Origin of the sequence: Klebsiella sp. Q2, assembly GCF_009900705.1 — a bacterium.
GTDB lineage: Bacteria > Pseudomonadota > Gammaproteobacteria > Enterobacterales > Enterobacteriaceae > Klebsiella > Klebsiella quasipneumoniae.
In genome coordinates this window covers 325827-340625 of the sequence record NZ_JAAABE010000006.1, presented here as the reverse complement: position 1 = coordinate 340625, position 14799 = coordinate 325827, and the positions used below count along the sequence as shown (strand labels likewise).

Here is a 14799-nt window from a genome sequence, read left to right as displayed (position 1 = left end):
TAAACTTAGTGCAGCGTGTTAATATGATGCTGCTTAAAATTCTCCGCCTGCGCCAGTACGCCTATATACACATCATCATTCGCCACCGGTGGGAACTTATGCTTATGCAGTAACAGAATGAGTTCCACTTTCAGTTTCGCTTTAATGTCATCACGCTTGCTCCAGTCCGGATACTTCGAGGTGTTATCGACCACCGCCTTCATCTCTTTCGCCAGCGCCAGCACCTTGTCATCCTCATAGGTGAATTGATACTTATCGCGCATATGTGCCAGAATGTCGTAAAAAGCTTTCTCTTCGATATCAATCCCCATTTCGGCATAGGTACCCATTTCGGTTTTAATATCGTAGATAATATCGGTCATTTCCTGACTGAAGGTATCGAACTCTTCACCATTGAGAACATCATCTTCCCGGCGTTCGTTATATTTATCCATAATTGACTGGAAACGGCGGGTGAAATTGATCCCCTGAAGCTGGTTGATCTTTTTAAAGTCGCTGATGGCTTTTTCCAGCAGCTTTTGCAGCAGCTGAATTTTGGTTGCCGGCAGTTTGATCTTATTGATTCGCGCCAGATAATCGTCGTCGAAAATATCGATCGACTCCGCTTTTTTGTCGCCAAGGAAAAACAACTCTTCCACGCCGTCGGCCTTCAGCGCATCGGCAATCATCTCGCGTACGCGGGCGTTCATTTGGGTCACGTCCGGTGCGTCGCCTTTGGTCAGCTTGAAGACGATGGAGCGCACGGCAATATAAAAGTGAATGTAGTCGCGCTCGGCCTGCGAAAGCGCTTCGCTGCCGCAGCAGACGTCGTAGGCCGCTTTCAGGCGCTTCACCAGCCCCATAAAGCGGCGCTCTGTCTTCTGAGTGCGCATGACAAACTCTGCCGCCTGATTCAGGCAGGCCAGCTGCGCCTGCGGTTCTCCTGTGAAGTAAGCCCGGCTGTCGAAGTCCTGCAAAACCTGCGCCAGCAGTTCGAGATGGTTTTTCACCTCAATCACTGACTGCTGGATATCTTCAAAGTTAATGGCGTCAATGCGGGAATACATCGCCAGCGCCTGGTTCATCTGGCGCTTAATGCCGATATAGTCGACGACCAGCCCTTTACTTTTGCCTTCCAGCTTGCGGTTAACGCGGGAGATGGTCTGGATCAGGTTATGCTTTTGCAGCGGCTTATCGATATAAATAGTGTCCAGCTCCGGTACGTCAAAACCGGTCAGCCACATGTCCACCACGATGGCGATTTTGAAATTTGATTTGTCATTTTTGAACTGCTTATCCAGCTCTTTGCGGTACTCTTTACTGCCCAGCAAATCGTACAGTTGTACGCTATCGTCTTTGCCGCGGGTCATTACCATCTTGACCATTTCGGATGGCGGCAGTTCCTTCTGCTCCTGCTCGGTAAGCTCTATACCATCCGGCGCTTGTTTCACCGCAAACCATGCCGGACGAAAGTCTTTTAATTGACGATAGAAATCCCAGGCAATTTCCCGGCTGGCGCAGACAAACATCGCTTTACCTTTCACCGTGGAGCCTTCGGTGACACGTTTTTCATAGTGTTTAGCAAAGTCTTCCGCCAGCGCTTTCAGGCGGTCTTCATCACCGAGAATGGCGTTCATAGTGGCGCTGGCTTTTTTGCTCTCGTCGATTTGCCACTCGTTGGTGCCCGCATTGGCGCACTCTTCGTAATATTTTTCCACCTCTTCCAGCTTGCGGGCATCGAGGATGACCTTCGCGGCGCGGCCTTCATAGACGATGCGCACGGTGATCTCATCCTGCACGGATTCGGTCATGGTGTAGCTGTCGACGATGTTGCCAAAGACTTCCATCGTGGCGTCGATAGGGGTACCGGTAAAACCAACATAGGTGGCCTGTGGCAGCGAATCGTGCAGATATTTGGCGAAACCGTAAGTTTTGCGCACCTTGCCGTTTTCTTTATCGACGATCACTTTCTGATCGAGGTTGACCTGGCTGCGGTGCGCTTCGTCGGAAATACAGATGATATTGCTGCGCTCGGAGAGCAGTTCAGTGTCTTCGGTAAATTTATGGATAGTGGTCAGGAAGACGCCGCCGCTGTTGCGACCGGCCAGCTTTTCCCGCAGATCCTCACGGCTGGTTACGGGCACCACGGTCTCGTCGCCGATATAGTTTTTGGCATTGCACATCTGCGCCGAGAGCTGATCGTCCAGATCGGTGCGGTCGGTGATCAGCACGATCGTCGGGCTGGCGAACTCGACGCTTTTCATCAGCAGACGGGTTAAGAACTGCATGGTGTAGCTCTTGCCGCAGCCGGTCGCGCCAAAGTAGGTGCCGCCCTTGCCGTCGCCGTAAGGTTTACGCGCCCGTTCGATGCTGTAGTACAGCTTGCGCGCCGCATAGTACTGCGGGTAGCGGCAGCAAATTTTTACTTCGTGTTTGGCTTTATCCGGGAAGCAGATAAAGTTTTTGATCACGTCCAGCAGACGGACCGGGTGAAACAGTCCCTGAATCATCGAATGCAGGGAGGGGATGCCGTCCTGCTCGCGGTTTTCATTGCCGGTGACTTTGCGCCAGGAGTAGAAATACTCATACGGCGCAAACAGGTTGCCCATGCGGTTATTGACGCCATCGCTGATAATGCACAGCGCGTTATAGACAAACAGCTGCGGAATATCGCGGCGATAACGGGTGCAGAGCTGTTTATACGCATCGCCAATATTGGCTTCCTGCTCGCGCACCGCGCTTTTAAATTCAAAGACCACCAGCGGCAGGCCATTAATATACAGAATGGCGTCCGGGATACGCGGCTGGTTTTCTTTGCCGGAGATGGTCAGTTGATTGACGACCTTAAGACGGTTCAGCGGCTTGACAAGATAGGTCGCCGACGGTTCTGCTGCCTGTTGCAGCGGAACCTCTTCGGCATTGAATAATTCATGTAGTGCCGCAGAAAGATGCCGGGTATCGAGCAGTTCGATATAGAGATCTTTCTGCTGACGATCGTCGCGTTTAAACAAGAAACCATTCGCCAGCCAGGCGCAGAAGGTTTTATTGCTTTCGTAAAGATCGGAGGCGGGCAGCGTGGTGAGCTGCTTAATCAGCCGCTGGATTTCCGCTTCGGTGATGCCGTCAATCTGATAGCGAGAGGCGAGATAGTGGCGAAGATCGTCTTCGATAATCACCTGATCGAGGCTTGAACGCGGCACATCATCGCCGATCAGGTGCTTATAGCCCTGTTCCTGTAGCAGTTCGATAATGGCTTGTTCTAGCTTCGCTTCACTGAATGAGAGATGCATATCTCGCTCCGGCCCTGGCTGTTTTTCTGGTAAAGGTTCCTGTAACTAAAGAAAACCTTACCAGAAAGCCCCTGATTTAACAGGGGCAAAATGCATTAAGCGGGTTCAGTTTGGGTTACTAAATCTGGTAGATCCTCCAGGGACAGCTCGCCGGAGATAAGTTTGGGGAGCAGGGTGTCGCGGAGGGCGGTTAGATTCTCTGTTTCATTATGATTTGAATCCATTTTATGCTGGATTGTCTGGATTATATTTGTGAATTTGGCAATGATGGATTGTGTTGGTGTAACGACCTCAAGACGATAAGCATTGTTTCTGTTCAACCCTGGGACTGCTGCATCAGTATTCATATTCTCTAATCCCAGTGTTTTCAACAGTTGATAGCAGTAAACAAGGGGGTAGTATTCTTTGGGTTTTACGAAAAATACCGTATCGATGGGGTAAAAATTTTTGTTTTCCCAATGTAATGAACCAACAGTACCTTTCCTCCCAACAATAACCCCTGGCCCTTTAACAAGATACTCATTATGGGTGCCATCGACACCGCCAGAACCATAAACAGGATAATTACCGTTGGTTCTTTCTGTCTTTTTAAGTGCTTTTCCGTAAGCCAACTCTAAAATATTTTCCAGCCGATTTGTCACCCAACCTTTTGGTGCGTAGCCCAACTCTGTTTCTTCAAATTCAGCCGGGAACAGCACACGAATATCCGCCGGAAGTGGTTTGAAATCTGCACTATTGCGAACTTTTTGACGCAGTTCGGCGCGAGATTGCAGCGCTTCCGGAATGGGATTTCCCGCATCCAGCGCGTTATCAATCACCGGGTCGAAATCCACAAACCAGGATTTGTACAGGGTTTGGGACATTTGTTCTAGGGTGTTATTAATAGCGTTATTTTTAATTATTCGATCGTTAATTTCATCCAGTATCTTTGCCATTTTACATTGCAAATGATATTCAGGATAGGGAATTAATATTGACTGAATAACTGCAGGGCTTAGGTTTGGTTGTCCGCTTCCCGAAGCATTGTTAAACAATATGTTTTGATACTGCTTAGTTGTTAAAATATAATATAAATAGCTAATGTTGAGTTTTTTTTCATCGGCAATGAATTTACCTACACGTTGGTTTAGATAGGGGGCTTTATCTCCATTAAAAGATAAGCGACCAACTCTCCCAACACTGCCTTGCCCTGTCATTGCGATTAATACATCACCATTATTTAATCTGAATTTTTTTAGACCTTCAACTGTTTTGGAAGTAACGCAGTGACTATCTTCAAGAGTAACAAACCCGTCATGAATATTTTTAATCTTAATAACAGGATATCCAATATCTGTAAAATCTTTACTCTTAAATGCATAACCGGATATGAAAGTACATCCATCAGAAACCGGGGCTAGAGGAAATTTAGTTTTTCCTAATGGGGAATTATAAACCATAACCCAGCGCCTCCAGGTTCTGGCGAATCGCGTTATCCAGTTCTTCCGCCTGCTTCATCTGCGCAAACAACGTCTGCGACAACTCGCGCATTTTGATTTCAAACGCCACGCCGTCGTCTTCCTGTTCAGCGGCACCGACGTAGCGGCCCGGGGTCAGCACATAGTCGTTAGCCTTGATCTCTGCAATCGTCGCAACCTTGCAGAACCCGGCCTGATCTTCGTACTGCGCCAGCTTGCTGTCGCCGCGCTTCACGCGCTCGGCCAGCTCTTCCGGCGTGCTGCGCCAGGCATGGTAGGTATCGGCGATGGCGGCGATATCGTCCGCCGTCAGCTCTTTGGTGGTGCGGTTGATCATGGTGCCAAGGTTACGCGCATCGATAAACAGCGTCTCACCCTGACGGTTACGATAGCCTTTGGCCGGATCGGCTGCCTTCGACTTGGTCATAAACCACAGGCACACCGGGATCTGGGTGGTGAAGAACAGCTGACCGGGCAGGGCGATCATGCAGTCAATGAGATCGTTTTCGATCATCTGCGCGCGGATTTCGCCTTCGCCGCTGGTGTTGGAGCTCATCGAGCCGTTCGCCAGCACAAAACCGGCGGTGCCGTTGGCCGACAGCTTGGAAAGCATATGCAGAATCCAACCGTAGTTAGCGTTACCGGTTGGCGGCGTGCGGTAGCCGGCAAAGCGCGGGTCTTTGGTCAGCTCGGCGTCATTTCGCCAGTCTTTCAGGTTAAACGGCGGGTTGGCCAGAATATAGTCGGCTTTCAGATCCGGGTGCTGGTCGCTGAAGAAGGTGTCCGCCGGGCGCTCGCCAAGGTTGGCGGAAAGGCCGCGAATCGCGAGGTTCATCTTCGCCAGCTTGTAGGTGGTGGCCGTCAGCTCCTGACCGTACAGGGCGATATCGCGGCTTTTCCCCTGATGGCTTTCGACAAACTTCACCGACTGGACAAACATCCCCGCTGAGCCGCAGCAGGGGTCATAAATTTTACCCTGGAACGGTTCGAGCATTTCGGTCAGCAGCGTCACCACGCATTTTGGCGTATAGAACTCGCCGCCGCCTTTGCCCTCGGTGGCGGCAAACTTGCCTAGGAAGTATTCGTACACGCGACCGACCAGGTCTTCTTTCGACAGCGCTTCGACGTCGGTTTCGTGGGCCAGCGTTTCGATGTTATCGATGGTGTCGATAAGCGACGCCAGCTTCTTGGTTTCCAGATTCTGGCGGCTGAAGTAGTTGTCCGGCAGCGCGCCTTTCAGCGTCGGGTTGCGCTTCTCAATGGTGGAGAGCGCAGTATCAATACGTACCGCAATGTCGTCCTGCTTGGCATTTTGCTTGATGAACGACCAGCGCGCCTCTTCCGGCAGATAGAAGATGTTGTCCTGCTGATAGAAGACTTCCATCTCAAGGAAATCGCCCTGTCCCCCGTCTTTCATCTTCTGACGGCGGGCTTCAAACTTATCGCTGATAAATTTGAGGAACACGAGGCTCAGCACCACGTGCTTGTACTCGGAGGATTCCACGCTGCCGCGAAGCTGGTTCGCGGTATCCCATAATGTGTCTTCAAAGCCTTTCTTTGCTTTGGCTTTTTTGGTTGGTGCTTTGGCCATGATGAACTCGTTCTGGAAAAATTTGGTGGCTATTGTAACGATAAAAGCGGTGAAGTTCGCCCTCTACTCAATCTCCAGCTCATCAAACAGCTGTAAGTCTACGTCGAGCAATTCAACGGCATTACTGCGTCTGATCCCGACGTTGTTTTCAATCAGCAGCTCCAGCAGACGATCGCCGTCGATCAGCGTAATCGGCGCGGCACCGGGGAACAGCGCCGCCTCTGCGCATTTTGCCGCAAATTTTCCGGTGGTGATAAGCGTGCCGCGAATGGCTTTGTGGTAGGGCAATGCACCGCGCAGCTGATCGATAAACGGGCGGGTAATAGTGTTTTGCATCCGCTTCACCTGCACCACTTCGGTAATGGTGGTGATGCCAACCTGCACTTTACCGACCACATCCACTCCTTTATCGCCGGAGGCTTTGGTCACTTCGACTTGCTCATAGCCCATTGCTTCCAGCAACTGGCCGACCAGATGCTCAAACTTGTAGGGATTCATGGTGGATATTTGCTCGCGCAGTAATTCCTTTTGCTGCTGGTTATAGCGTTTAACCGCATCCAGCAGCTCTTTGCGCGGATCGGTTCGGCGCTCAGGCAGCGCTTTGCCAAGCCATTTTCTACCGGCATCGGTGATTTTGTAGCTCATCCCTTCACGAGTAATAAGTTCGCGCTCGACCAGATTGTAAAGCCGGGCATAGAGCGTTGTTTTAACTGAACTTGGAGAGGCGAATTTAGAGTGCTGATGCAAGAAAGCCTGCCATTCCGGAAGCAGATCGGCGCGCCGGGCCTGTTCGCGACCGGCGAGCAATTCCAGTAGCTGCAGCATGCCTTCGATATCGTCCAGTTTACGCAGCGTCGCTTCATCGTGAGCGAGGAATAAACGTCCCTGTTCACTGGGATGCCAGCCGCCATCCTCGTCGGTCTGCATCAAATCGAATAGCGGGTTGTTGATAAACATATAACAACCATAGCTGTGGCGGGGGTTGAGTATATGGTTATCGGTATTCCAGATTTGCCAGGCTATTTTGGCATCTTCTCCGCTCAGTCGTTCCTTAATCCAGTGGTCCGGCTCTGACCAGTCTACCGGGTTTTGCGGGGTGCCAGTCTGTTCCTGAATGGCGGAGATCATATTACGGACCGATTTTACTGAGCATCCTGCTACGGCTTTCATCATCGCTCGGGTCTGGTCGTAGGTCGGGAATAACGGAGTAATGACTTTGTAATTTCGCATGGCAATTCCTTCGCTAAAGCAATGTACGGCATCATGCCATTTTATAAAGGCTAATGGCGGGCCGGCTATCATTAAATTCGTTTAATTTCATTCTATTGCTCGCCTGGCTGATGGTGAGTGTGTTTATCCCGGAGGCTGCGCTTGCTGCGCCTTTTCCGGGCTACTGGCCCCGTCGCCCCGGTAAGCGCAGCGCCACCGGGGAGAGCAGGCTAAACCTCACTCCATCGCCACCTTCACCGCTTCTCCCAGCTTCACCATCACCGCTTTATGTTTCTCGGTCGGCGGCAGGGCGCAGTTGATCCTGACGCAGTTGCGATACTTGCCCGCCGCGGAAAACAGCGACCCCGGCGCGACCTGGATCTTCAGCCGGCACAGCTGTTTGGCGACGCAGACCATATCCACCTGCTCCGGGAGCTCCACCCACAGCATAAAACCGCCCTTCGGCCGGGTGACGCAGATCCCGCACGGGAAAAACTCCCGCAGCCAGCAGGTGTAGATCTCGATATTGCGCTGATAGATCTGCCGCATCCGCCGCACGTGGCGGTGATAATGGCCTTCGCGAATAAAGTTAAAGGCCGCCAGCTGTGTTGAAGGGACGTTAGTGCCGCTGGCGGCGTACTTCATCTGGAGCAGCTTGTCGTAGTAGCGCCCGGGCGCTATCCAACCGATGCGCAGGCCGGGGGCGATGGTTTTGGTAAAGGAGCTGCAGAGCATCACCCGGCCGTCGATATCCCAGGAGTGAATCGTGCGCGGGCGCGGATATTCGGTAGCCAGCTCGCCGTAGATATCATCCTCGAAAATAACGATATCGTGGCGCTGGGCCAGGTTCAGCACCGCGCGCTTGCGGGCGTCCGGCATGATAAACCCCAGCGGGTTGTTGCAGTTCGGCACCAGGATCACCCCTTTGATCGGCCACTGATCCAGCGCCAACTCCAGGGCCTCGATGCTGATCCCGGTTTCCGGATCGGTGGGGATCTCAATCGTTTTTAATCCCAGTCCGCGCAGCATCTGCATGGTGCCGTAGTAGCAGGGGGATTCCACGGCGATGATGTCCCCTGGCTGGCACACCGACAGCAGGGCCAGCGACAGCGCGCTGTGGCAACCGCTGGTGAGCACCAGATCGTCGGCAGTCACCACCGATCCGCCGTCGAGCATCAGGCGGGCGATCTGCTCCCGCAGCTCGCGGCGCCCGGCCAATTCGTCATAGTTCAACACCTCAGTGAGGTTGTGCTGGATCGCCCGGCTCAGTTCGCGCCAGATGGGCTTCAGGCTTGGCTGCGTCACGTCCGGCGAGCCGCCGCCGAAGGGGATGATCGTTTTATCGTAGCGGGCGTCGAGCATGGTCAGCACCTGATCCCACTGGGTGATCTCCACCGGACGCTGCACCGGACGCGACATCGGCGGCACCGGCGGCTGGGCCTTGCGGGGGGCGACGAAATAGCCCGATCGCGGCTGCGGCACAATCATCTGCTGCTGCTCAAGCAGCTGATAGGCCTGCTGGACGGTGCTGATGCTGACGCCGTGCTCCTGGCTCAGGCTGCGCACCGACGGCAGCTTTTCGCCGTGGCGATACAGGCCCTGTTCAATGCGTTCGGCCAGCAGCGTCGCAAGATGTTGATAGCGGGTCATGCTGTATCCTTAATTGTCGCCATACAGATGGAATAACCAGTACAGATGGCAGGAAAAATTGCGGTCTGCTGTACGTTTTAGCCAATCTGTATGTTAAAGAAAAGTGTTTTGTGAATCTGTATTCCTTACCCCCAAATCCGTGAAGATAAAGTCTCTGGCAAGGTGAGGAGGTAGAGGATGGAATTTCATGAGAACAGGGCAAGACAGCCATTTATCGGTTTCGTATTGCTGGCACGGTTTGTCAAAAAATGGTGGCTTCAGGAGCAAACGCGCAGAGCTTTGCAGAAAATGAGCGACGAACAGCTGAAAGATATCGGCCTGCGTCGGGATCAGATCAATTAAAAAGTGCTTTTTTTTCAGGCATCACTTCTTCTTTGCCCCGGTAAGCGCTGGCGATGCCGGGGAATCATTCACGAAATTTATCAATTGATGCGACGTGACCTTCCGTTTCTTGATACTTACCCTGATAAGTATTATTTTCTTCTCAACAATGAGAGGAAAAGCTGTGACTGAAGACGAACTGTTTGCCCGCCGCCCGCTGGGGATGCGGATGGCCATGGTGGTGCGCCAGTGGCGCGCGATTATTGACTCCGCTATCACCGATACGGGACTCACCCAGTCCAGCTGGACGGTGCTGATGCAACTGCATCAGTTGGGGGACAACGTCTCGGTCAGCGAACTGGCGGAGGTGCAGGGGATTGAACTGCCGCCGCTGACGCGCACCCTCTCATTACTGGAAAAGCAGGGCTATCTGTTGCGTTCCACATCGCCATATGACAAACGCATTCGCCTGCTGACGCTGACCGCCGAGGGGCGGGCTATTCTGGAAAAACTGAGCCGCGTGATCGAGACCTATCAGGAGCGCGTAACCCAGACCATCCCGGAGGCCGACCTCGTCACCTTCAGCGCCACGTTAAATCAAATCGCCTGCCGTTTGCGGAATATCCGCGAAGAAGATAACAAGATCTAACACACTATGATGACGCCTGAACAAAAATTTGCCCGCTGGGTACGGGTGAGTATTGCCGCTTTTCTGGGAATATTCGCCTGGTTTATCGTTGCCGATATCTGGATCCCGCTGACGCCGGACTCCACCGTCATGCGCGTGGTGACCCCGGTTTCGTCGCGGGTCTCCGGCTATGTCTCGCACGTCTACGTGCATAACAATAGCCAGGTGAAAAAGGGCGACCTGCTGTATGAGCTCGACCCGACGCCATTCATTAATAAAGTTGAAGCGGCACAGATCGCCCTTGAACAGGCGAAGCTGAGCAACCAGCAGCTGGACGCGCAAATCGCCGCCGCCCGCGCCAACCTGCGCACCGCGCAGTACACCGCCCGTAACGATAAGGTCACGCTCGATCGCTATCAGCGCCTGAGCACCATGCAGAACGTCTCGCAGTCCGATCTCGACAAAGTGCGGACCACCTGGCAGACCAGCGAGCAGTCGGTCTCGGCGCTGAACGCGCAGATCCAGAACCTGCTGATCCAGCGCGGCGAGCGCGACGATAAGCGCAACGTCACCCTGCAGAAATACCGCAACGCGCTGGAGGAGGCGCAGCTGAACCTGGCCTGGACCAAAGTGCGTGCGGAAACTGACGGCATGGTCAGCAACCTGCAGCTTAACCCGGGGATCTACGCCACCGCGGCGACGGCCGTGCTGGCGCTGGTCAACAACAATACCGATATCGTCGCTGACTTCCGTGAGAAGAGCCTGCGCCACACCGCGGTAAACACCGATGCGGCGGTGGTTTTTGACGCCCTGCCGGGGGAAGTTTTCCCGGCGCACGTGACCAGCAGCGATGCCGGGATTCTGGCGGGGCAAGAGGCGGTTAACGGGCAGCTGTCGCAGCCGGAACAGTCCACCCGCTGGGTGCGTGATGCCCAGCGAATGCGCATTCACGTCGCGCTGGATCAGCCGCTGGCGAAACCGCTGCCGACCGGCGCCCGCGCCACGGTGCAGCTGTACAATAGCGAGGGACCTTTCGCCCGCACCTTCGCCGGCCTGCAGATTCATCTGGTGAGCTGGTTGCACTATGTCTATTAATACCCTGGCGCACGTCTTTACCCCGCACGGCAATATCGTCTACACGGCGAATGATTTTCGCCAGACGGTGCGTATCGCCGTGGCCGGGACCATTGCGCTCAGCATCTCCACCTTCTACGACGTGCAGTACGGCGTATTTTTTGTGGTGTATCCGCTGATGCTGATGTCGCTGGTGCCGGTGTTCAACCGCCACGTCGCCCGCCAGTTTGTGTTCAGCGCGGCGGTGAACTGCGTCGAAATGGTGCTGATTGTCGGTTATTTGTCGCAATGGCCGGTGATCATGACGCTGGTGGTGTTTGCCCTGTACGTGATGCGTTTTCGCTTTATGAGCCAGGGGCCGCTGTTTCTGCTGGGGTCGATGGGGGTGGTGTGTCAGAGCACGATGCTCAACTTTATGAGCTACCCGACCAGCAACTGGCACACCCTGATGTTCTCCAACATGGAAGCGTGCGTGCTGGCGGTGGCGCTGAGCGCGCTGCTGCATTACCTGATCCCGGACGTCGAACCGCGCAAGCCGCCGCCGCGCATTGAAAAAGACGCCGCCCGCATCCGCCACGAGTCGCTGCTCTCCGGCACGGTGGCGACGATCATCTTCGTGGTGTTTCAGATCTGCGATCTCAGCGACTCGCTGTCGGCGCTGATGGCCGGGATCCTGATCCTGTTCCCGATGCACTATCGCGGGGCGGTGATCAGCTCGATCTGGCGCGTGGCGGGGGTGGTGCTGGCCTGTCTCTATATTCTGGTGGTGCAGCTGATTATCTATGACTTCAGCAATCACATGATCCTGATGATGCCGCTGATTGGCCTCGGGCTGGCCTTTAGCGCCCGCCTGCACGTGATGGAGAAAGTGGGCGCCGGGGTGGGCTTCGCCAGCATTACCACCATCGGCATTATGTTTGGCCAAAACCTGCATCCCTATCAGGATCTGGTGTTCAGCGATCTGTACCGCATCACCTCGGTGACGGTCTCGCTGGTGGTCACGCTGACCCTGGTTTTTCTTATGCACCGTCTGCTGAACTGCTTTGCGGCGACGCGCTTTGTGGTAAGCGATTAACCTGCCGGTGGGAAGGTGGCGAGACAGCGCCACGCTTCCCCGTCCTGCTGATATAACGCCGCCGTCTGTTCCGGGACGATCCAGGCTCGCGCGTCGGCTTCCGTCCCCTCAAGCAGGATGCACAGCCCGCAGCCGCTGCGCAGCTGGCGGGGAATATCTTTGACCTCGAAGGTCATTCCCGCCGCCTGCAGGGCTTTGCGCGTTCGCACCACTCCCACCGTGGAATGAAATAAAAACAGAAACGTTGTCATCCGCGCCTCCGCTGGCGCTGGCCGATCAGCGCCGCGCCGATCGCCCCGGCGAACTGGGCGTCGGGATGGGTTGTCACCGCCATGCCGACATGGCTTTCCAGCATGCGGGCAAAGGCGGCGCAGCGGCTGACGCCGCCGGTAAACAGCAGCGGCCCCTGCGCTGATAAGCGGCCGATAAAGTTCGCGCTGCGCCGGGCCATGGCGTTAATCACCCCCGCCAGAATCGCCTCCGGCGCGACCCCCGCCGACCGCAGGCTGATGACTTCCGATTCGGCGAATACCGTACACATGCTGGTGATGGCATGCGGTTCCACGCCGTCGGTAATGGCGTCCAGCTGTTCGACGCTGGCGCCGAGGGTGCGTGAAATGACCTCCAGAAAGCGGCCGGTGCCGGCGGCGCATTTGTCATTCATCAGAAAGTCGCTGAGGTTGCCCCCGGCATCCAGCTGGATAACCTTGCTGTCCTGGCCGCCGATATCAATCACCGTGCGGGTGTCCGGTGCCAGCAGGCGGGCGCCGAGGCCATGACAGGAAATCTCCGTCACCTGTTTATTGGCGAAATCTACCAGCTGGCGACCATAGCCGGTGAGGGTTAAAAAGGGCGTTTCCGCGAGGCCAGCGCGCAGCGTCTCCCAGGCCTCATGGATGGCGTCGGCGGGGCGAAAGGGGGTCGGGCAGAGGAAACGACGCGTAACCACCCCGTCCGCGAGCAGGATGCCTTTCGTGGCAGTGGAGCCGGAATCAATACCAACCGTGTAGATCACGCGTGCTCCTTATAGCATTTCGATAAAGGCGGCGACGCGAGTGCTGAGCTGGCCGAGGTCCGCTGTCGAATAGTCGGTTTCTATCGCCATATAAGGAAGGTCGTGCTGCTGGCGGAGATGGCGTTTGATGGCCAGCGATTCCACGGCATAGGTATGGCAGGCCTGCAGAATGACGTCGATCACCCCGTCGGCCTGGTACTCCTCCACCATCTGGCTCAGCAGCTGCAGGCGCTGGTCGTTGGGGGAAATACAGGAGCAGCCGATGGCGAGATATTTGTCGGTTAAGGCGTCGTAGACGTCGCCCTCTTCCGCCACGCAGCGCTCGGTGGCCTTCGCGCCGGTGCAGTTTTCATAGCCTACCACCCAGCCGCCGTTTTCTTCGATGGCGCGAACCACTTTCTCCGCCGCGCCGCCGATCGGGCAGCCGGTGATCAGAATGCGCGGGCGGGATGCCAGCCGTTTACCCTGCCGCCACTCCTGACGGATGCGCTCCGCCATGGCGTTGAGCTCGTCAATCAGCGCGGTTTTGTCGAAGCGGAAGGTGGCGCCGTACACCACTTTCAGGATGTCGCCGCCGCTGAGCGCCGGCGGATTGAGCTGCCCGAGACGATAAAAGTGGGCCAGCGCCCGGCGTTCACGGTTTTTCAGCACGATGGCTTCACGCAGCGCCGCCTCGCTAATCGGCGCGCCAAACCGCGCCTCAATCACCTGCTGCAGGCGCAGGATCTCCGCTTTCCACAGGGCGCGGGAGGCTGCGTCGCTGGCGCTGTTCGGCAGCTGCATCACGTGGACCGCCTTGAACTCGGCCATATACTCGTACATTTTCTTTTTGCCGTCGCAGGTGGTTTCCCCGACCACCAGGTCAGAGAAATAGAAGTAGGGGCATTTATCGGTTTTGCCGAAGCCGTAGCTGCTTTTGATTAACGGGCAGAGGTTGCGCGGCAGATCTTTTTCCGCTTCCTCGATGGTTTCATCGGAGGTGGAGCACAACGAGACCACCACGGCCCCCGCCGCCATAGCGATCTCCTGAGGCATAAAGGTGCAGTAGGTGCCTACCAGCGGCACGTTCTGCTCTTTAAGATCCATGACGGTGAGAAAGCCCTTCTGGCGAGCTTCCGAGAACTGGTCAAAAATGGCGGGTAGATCGGTGATAAGCGACATGGTTTCCTTCCCCGTACACGGGAGATGCTGAAAGAGTCGCCATTATAACCCTGTTGATTGTGTGCTTTTATTGATCTCCTGCGTCTGCGCGCGGCGTTAATAGACCTTCTTTAAATCCATCTCTTCCTGGATCCGCTCGCTCCATGCCAGATGGGTGCGGATGGCCTCTTCGATACCGGCGTTGTAAAACAGCGGCCCCAGCTCCTGGGCGATAAAGTCGACAAAAAATTCGGCGTCAAACTGCTCCAGCTCGAGGTTAAACGTCTCTTCGCAGTACTTGCTGAGCCTGTCGCGCAGCAGGTCGCGCTGCGCCGGGCTGAGTTCAATCTCACTCATGATGGGGCTTTCT

At 55.1% G+C, this 14799-nt stretch carries 13 protein-coding genes; 4 read left to right on the top strand and 9 right to left on the bottom strand.

All coding sequences use genetic code 11. From position 1 onward, the window contains the following. Positions 1-5: 5 nt before the first annotated feature. The 5 genes from GT756_RS22160 to GT756_RS22140 form a co-directional block, all read right to left on the bottom strand. Positions 6-3269 carry a type I restriction endonuclease subunit R gene (locus tag GT756_RS22160; RefSeq protein WP_160125067.1) on the bottom strand — a complete coding sequence of 1088 codons (3264 nt, stop codon included), beginning with the start codon at positions 3267-3269 and terminating at the stop codon, positions 6-8. A 95-nt stretch (positions 3270-3364) separates the two neighbouring features. Next, a complete protein-coding gene (locus GT756_RS22155) occupies positions 3365-4708 on the bottom strand; it encodes a restriction endonuclease subunit S (protein WP_126065895.1) in 1344 nt (447 codons plus the stop codon). Continuing rightward, positions 4698-6317, bottom strand: coding sequence for a class I SAM-dependent DNA methyltransferase (locus GT756_RS22150; protein ID WP_160125066.1), 1620 nt, complete (start codon positions 6315-6317; stop codon positions 4698-4700). The genes GT756_RS22155 and GT756_RS22150 overlap by 11 nt, the downstream gene beginning before the upstream one ends. Before the next feature lie 63 nt (positions 6318-6380). Continuing rightward, on the bottom strand, positions 6381-7547 hold the full coding sequence (locus GT756_RS22145; RefSeq protein ID WP_023319655.1) for a restriction endonuclease: 1167 nt from the start codon (positions 7545-7547) through the stop codon (positions 6381-6383). A 216-nt stretch (positions 7548-7763) separates the two neighbouring features. Further along, a complete protein-coding gene (locus GT756_RS22140) occupies positions 7764-9176 on the bottom strand; it encodes a PLP-dependent aminotransferase family protein (RefSeq protein WP_004204148.1) in 1413 nt (470 codons plus the stop codon). A 177-nt stretch (positions 9177-9353) separates the two neighbouring features. Here GT756_RS22140 and GT756_RS22135 point away from each other — a divergent pair, with 177 nt between their 5' ends. The 4 genes from GT756_RS22135 to GT756_RS22120 all read left to right on the top strand — a co-directional run bounded on the left by GT756_RS22135 (position 9354) and on the right by GT756_RS22120 (position 12274). Further along, a complete protein-coding gene (locus GT756_RS22135; protein WP_004204150.1) occupies positions 9354-9518 on the top strand; it encodes a DUF1127 domain-containing protein in 165 nt (54 codons plus the stop codon). 163 nt (positions 9519-9681) lie between these two features. Next, positions 9682-10146: a MarR family winged helix-turn-helix transcriptional regulator gene (locus tag GT756_RS22130; protein WP_004204151.1), complete on the top strand. Its 465-nt coding sequence runs from the start codon at positions 9682-9684 to the stop codon at positions 10144-10146. A gap of 6 nt (positions 10147-10152) precedes the next feature. Then, positions 10153-11220 carry an HlyD family secretion protein gene (locus GT756_RS22125; RefSeq protein ID WP_004204152.1) on the top strand — a complete coding sequence of 356 codons (1068 nt, stop codon included), beginning with the start codon at positions 10153-10155 and terminating at the stop codon, positions 11218-11220. Continuing rightward, on the top strand, positions 11210-12274 hold the full coding sequence (locus GT756_RS22120; RefSeq protein ID WP_004204153.1) for a DUF2955 domain-containing protein: 1065 nt from the start codon (positions 11210-11212) through the stop codon (positions 12272-12274). The genes GT756_RS22125 and GT756_RS22120 overlap by 11 nt, the downstream gene beginning before the upstream one ends. Here GT756_RS22120 and GT756_RS22115 read toward each other — a convergent pair. From GT756_RS22115 to GT756_RS22100, 4 genes are all read right to left on the bottom strand, one after another. After that, positions 12271-12525, bottom strand: coding sequence for a DUF3343 domain-containing protein (locus tag GT756_RS22115; protein WP_004204154.1), 255 nt, complete (start codon positions 12523-12525; stop codon positions 12271-12273). The two genes, GT756_RS22120 and GT756_RS22115, sit on opposite strands and share 4 nt — an antisense overlap. After that, complete coding sequence (yjiL, locus tag GT756_RS22110; RefSeq protein ID WP_004204155.1) at positions 12522-13289, bottom strand: putative 2-hydroxyacyl-CoA dehydratase activator YjiL; 768 nt, start codon at positions 13287-13289, stop codon at positions 12522-12524. The genes GT756_RS22115 and yjiL overlap by 4 nt, the downstream gene beginning before the upstream one ends. A 9-nt stretch (positions 13290-13298) precedes the next feature. After that, positions 13299-14450, bottom strand: coding sequence for a double-cubane-cluster-containing anaerobic reductase (locus GT756_RS22105; protein ID WP_049116146.1), 1152 nt, complete (start codon positions 14448-14450; stop codon positions 13299-13301). Between the two features lie 96 nt (positions 14451-14546). After that, positions 14547-14786, bottom strand: coding sequence for a DUF2164 domain-containing protein (locus GT756_RS22100; protein ID WP_004204157.1), 240 nt, complete (start codon positions 14784-14786; stop codon positions 14547-14549). Positions 14787-14799 lie beyond the last annotated feature (13 nt).

Excerpts from the sequence above, each read along its gene's own strand:
- GT756_RS22100 (WP_004204157.1), bottom strand. The coding sequence starts at position 14,786 with ATGAGTGAGATTGAACTCAGCCCGGCGCAGCGCGACCTGCTGCGCGAC.
- GT756_RS22135 (WP_004204150.1), top strand. The coding sequence starts at position 9,354 with ATGGAATTTCATGAGAACAGGGCAAGACAGCCATTTATCGGTTTCGTA.
- GT756_RS22125 (WP_004204152.1), top strand. The coding sequence starts at position 10,153 with ATGATGACGCCTGAACAAAAATTTGCCCGCTGGGTACGGGTGAGTATT.
- GT756_RS22155 (WP_126065895.1), bottom strand. The coding sequence starts at position 4,708 with ATGGTTTATAATTCCCCATTAGGAAAAACTAAATTTCCTCTAGCCCCG.
- GT756_RS22105 (WP_049116146.1), bottom strand. The coding sequence starts at position 14,450 with ATGTCGCTTATCACCGATCTACCCGCCATTTTTGACCAGTTCTCGGAA.
- GT756_RS22120 (WP_004204153.1), top strand. The coding sequence starts at position 11,210 with ATGTCTATTAATACCCTGGCGCACGTCTTTACCCCGCACGGCAATATC.
- GT756_RS22145 (WP_023319655.1), bottom strand. The coding sequence starts at position 7,547 with ATGCGAAATTACAAAGTCATTACTCCGTTATTCCCGACCTACGACCAG.
- GT756_RS22160 (WP_160125067.1), bottom strand. The coding sequence starts at position 3,269 with ATGCATCTCTCATTCAGTGAAGCGAAGCTAGAACAAGCCATTATCGAA.
- GT756_RS22115 (WP_004204154.1), bottom strand. The coding sequence starts at position 12,525 with ATGACAACGTTTCTGTTTTTATTTCATTCCACGGTGGGAGTGGTGCGA.
- GT756_RS22140 (WP_004204148.1), bottom strand. The coding sequence starts at position 9,176 with ATGACCCGCTATCAACATCTTGCGACGCTGCTGGCCGAACGCATTGAA.
- GT756_RS22150 (WP_160125066.1), bottom strand. The coding sequence starts at position 6,317 with ATGGCCAAAGCACCAACCAAAAAAGCCAAAGCAAAGAAAGGCTTTGAA.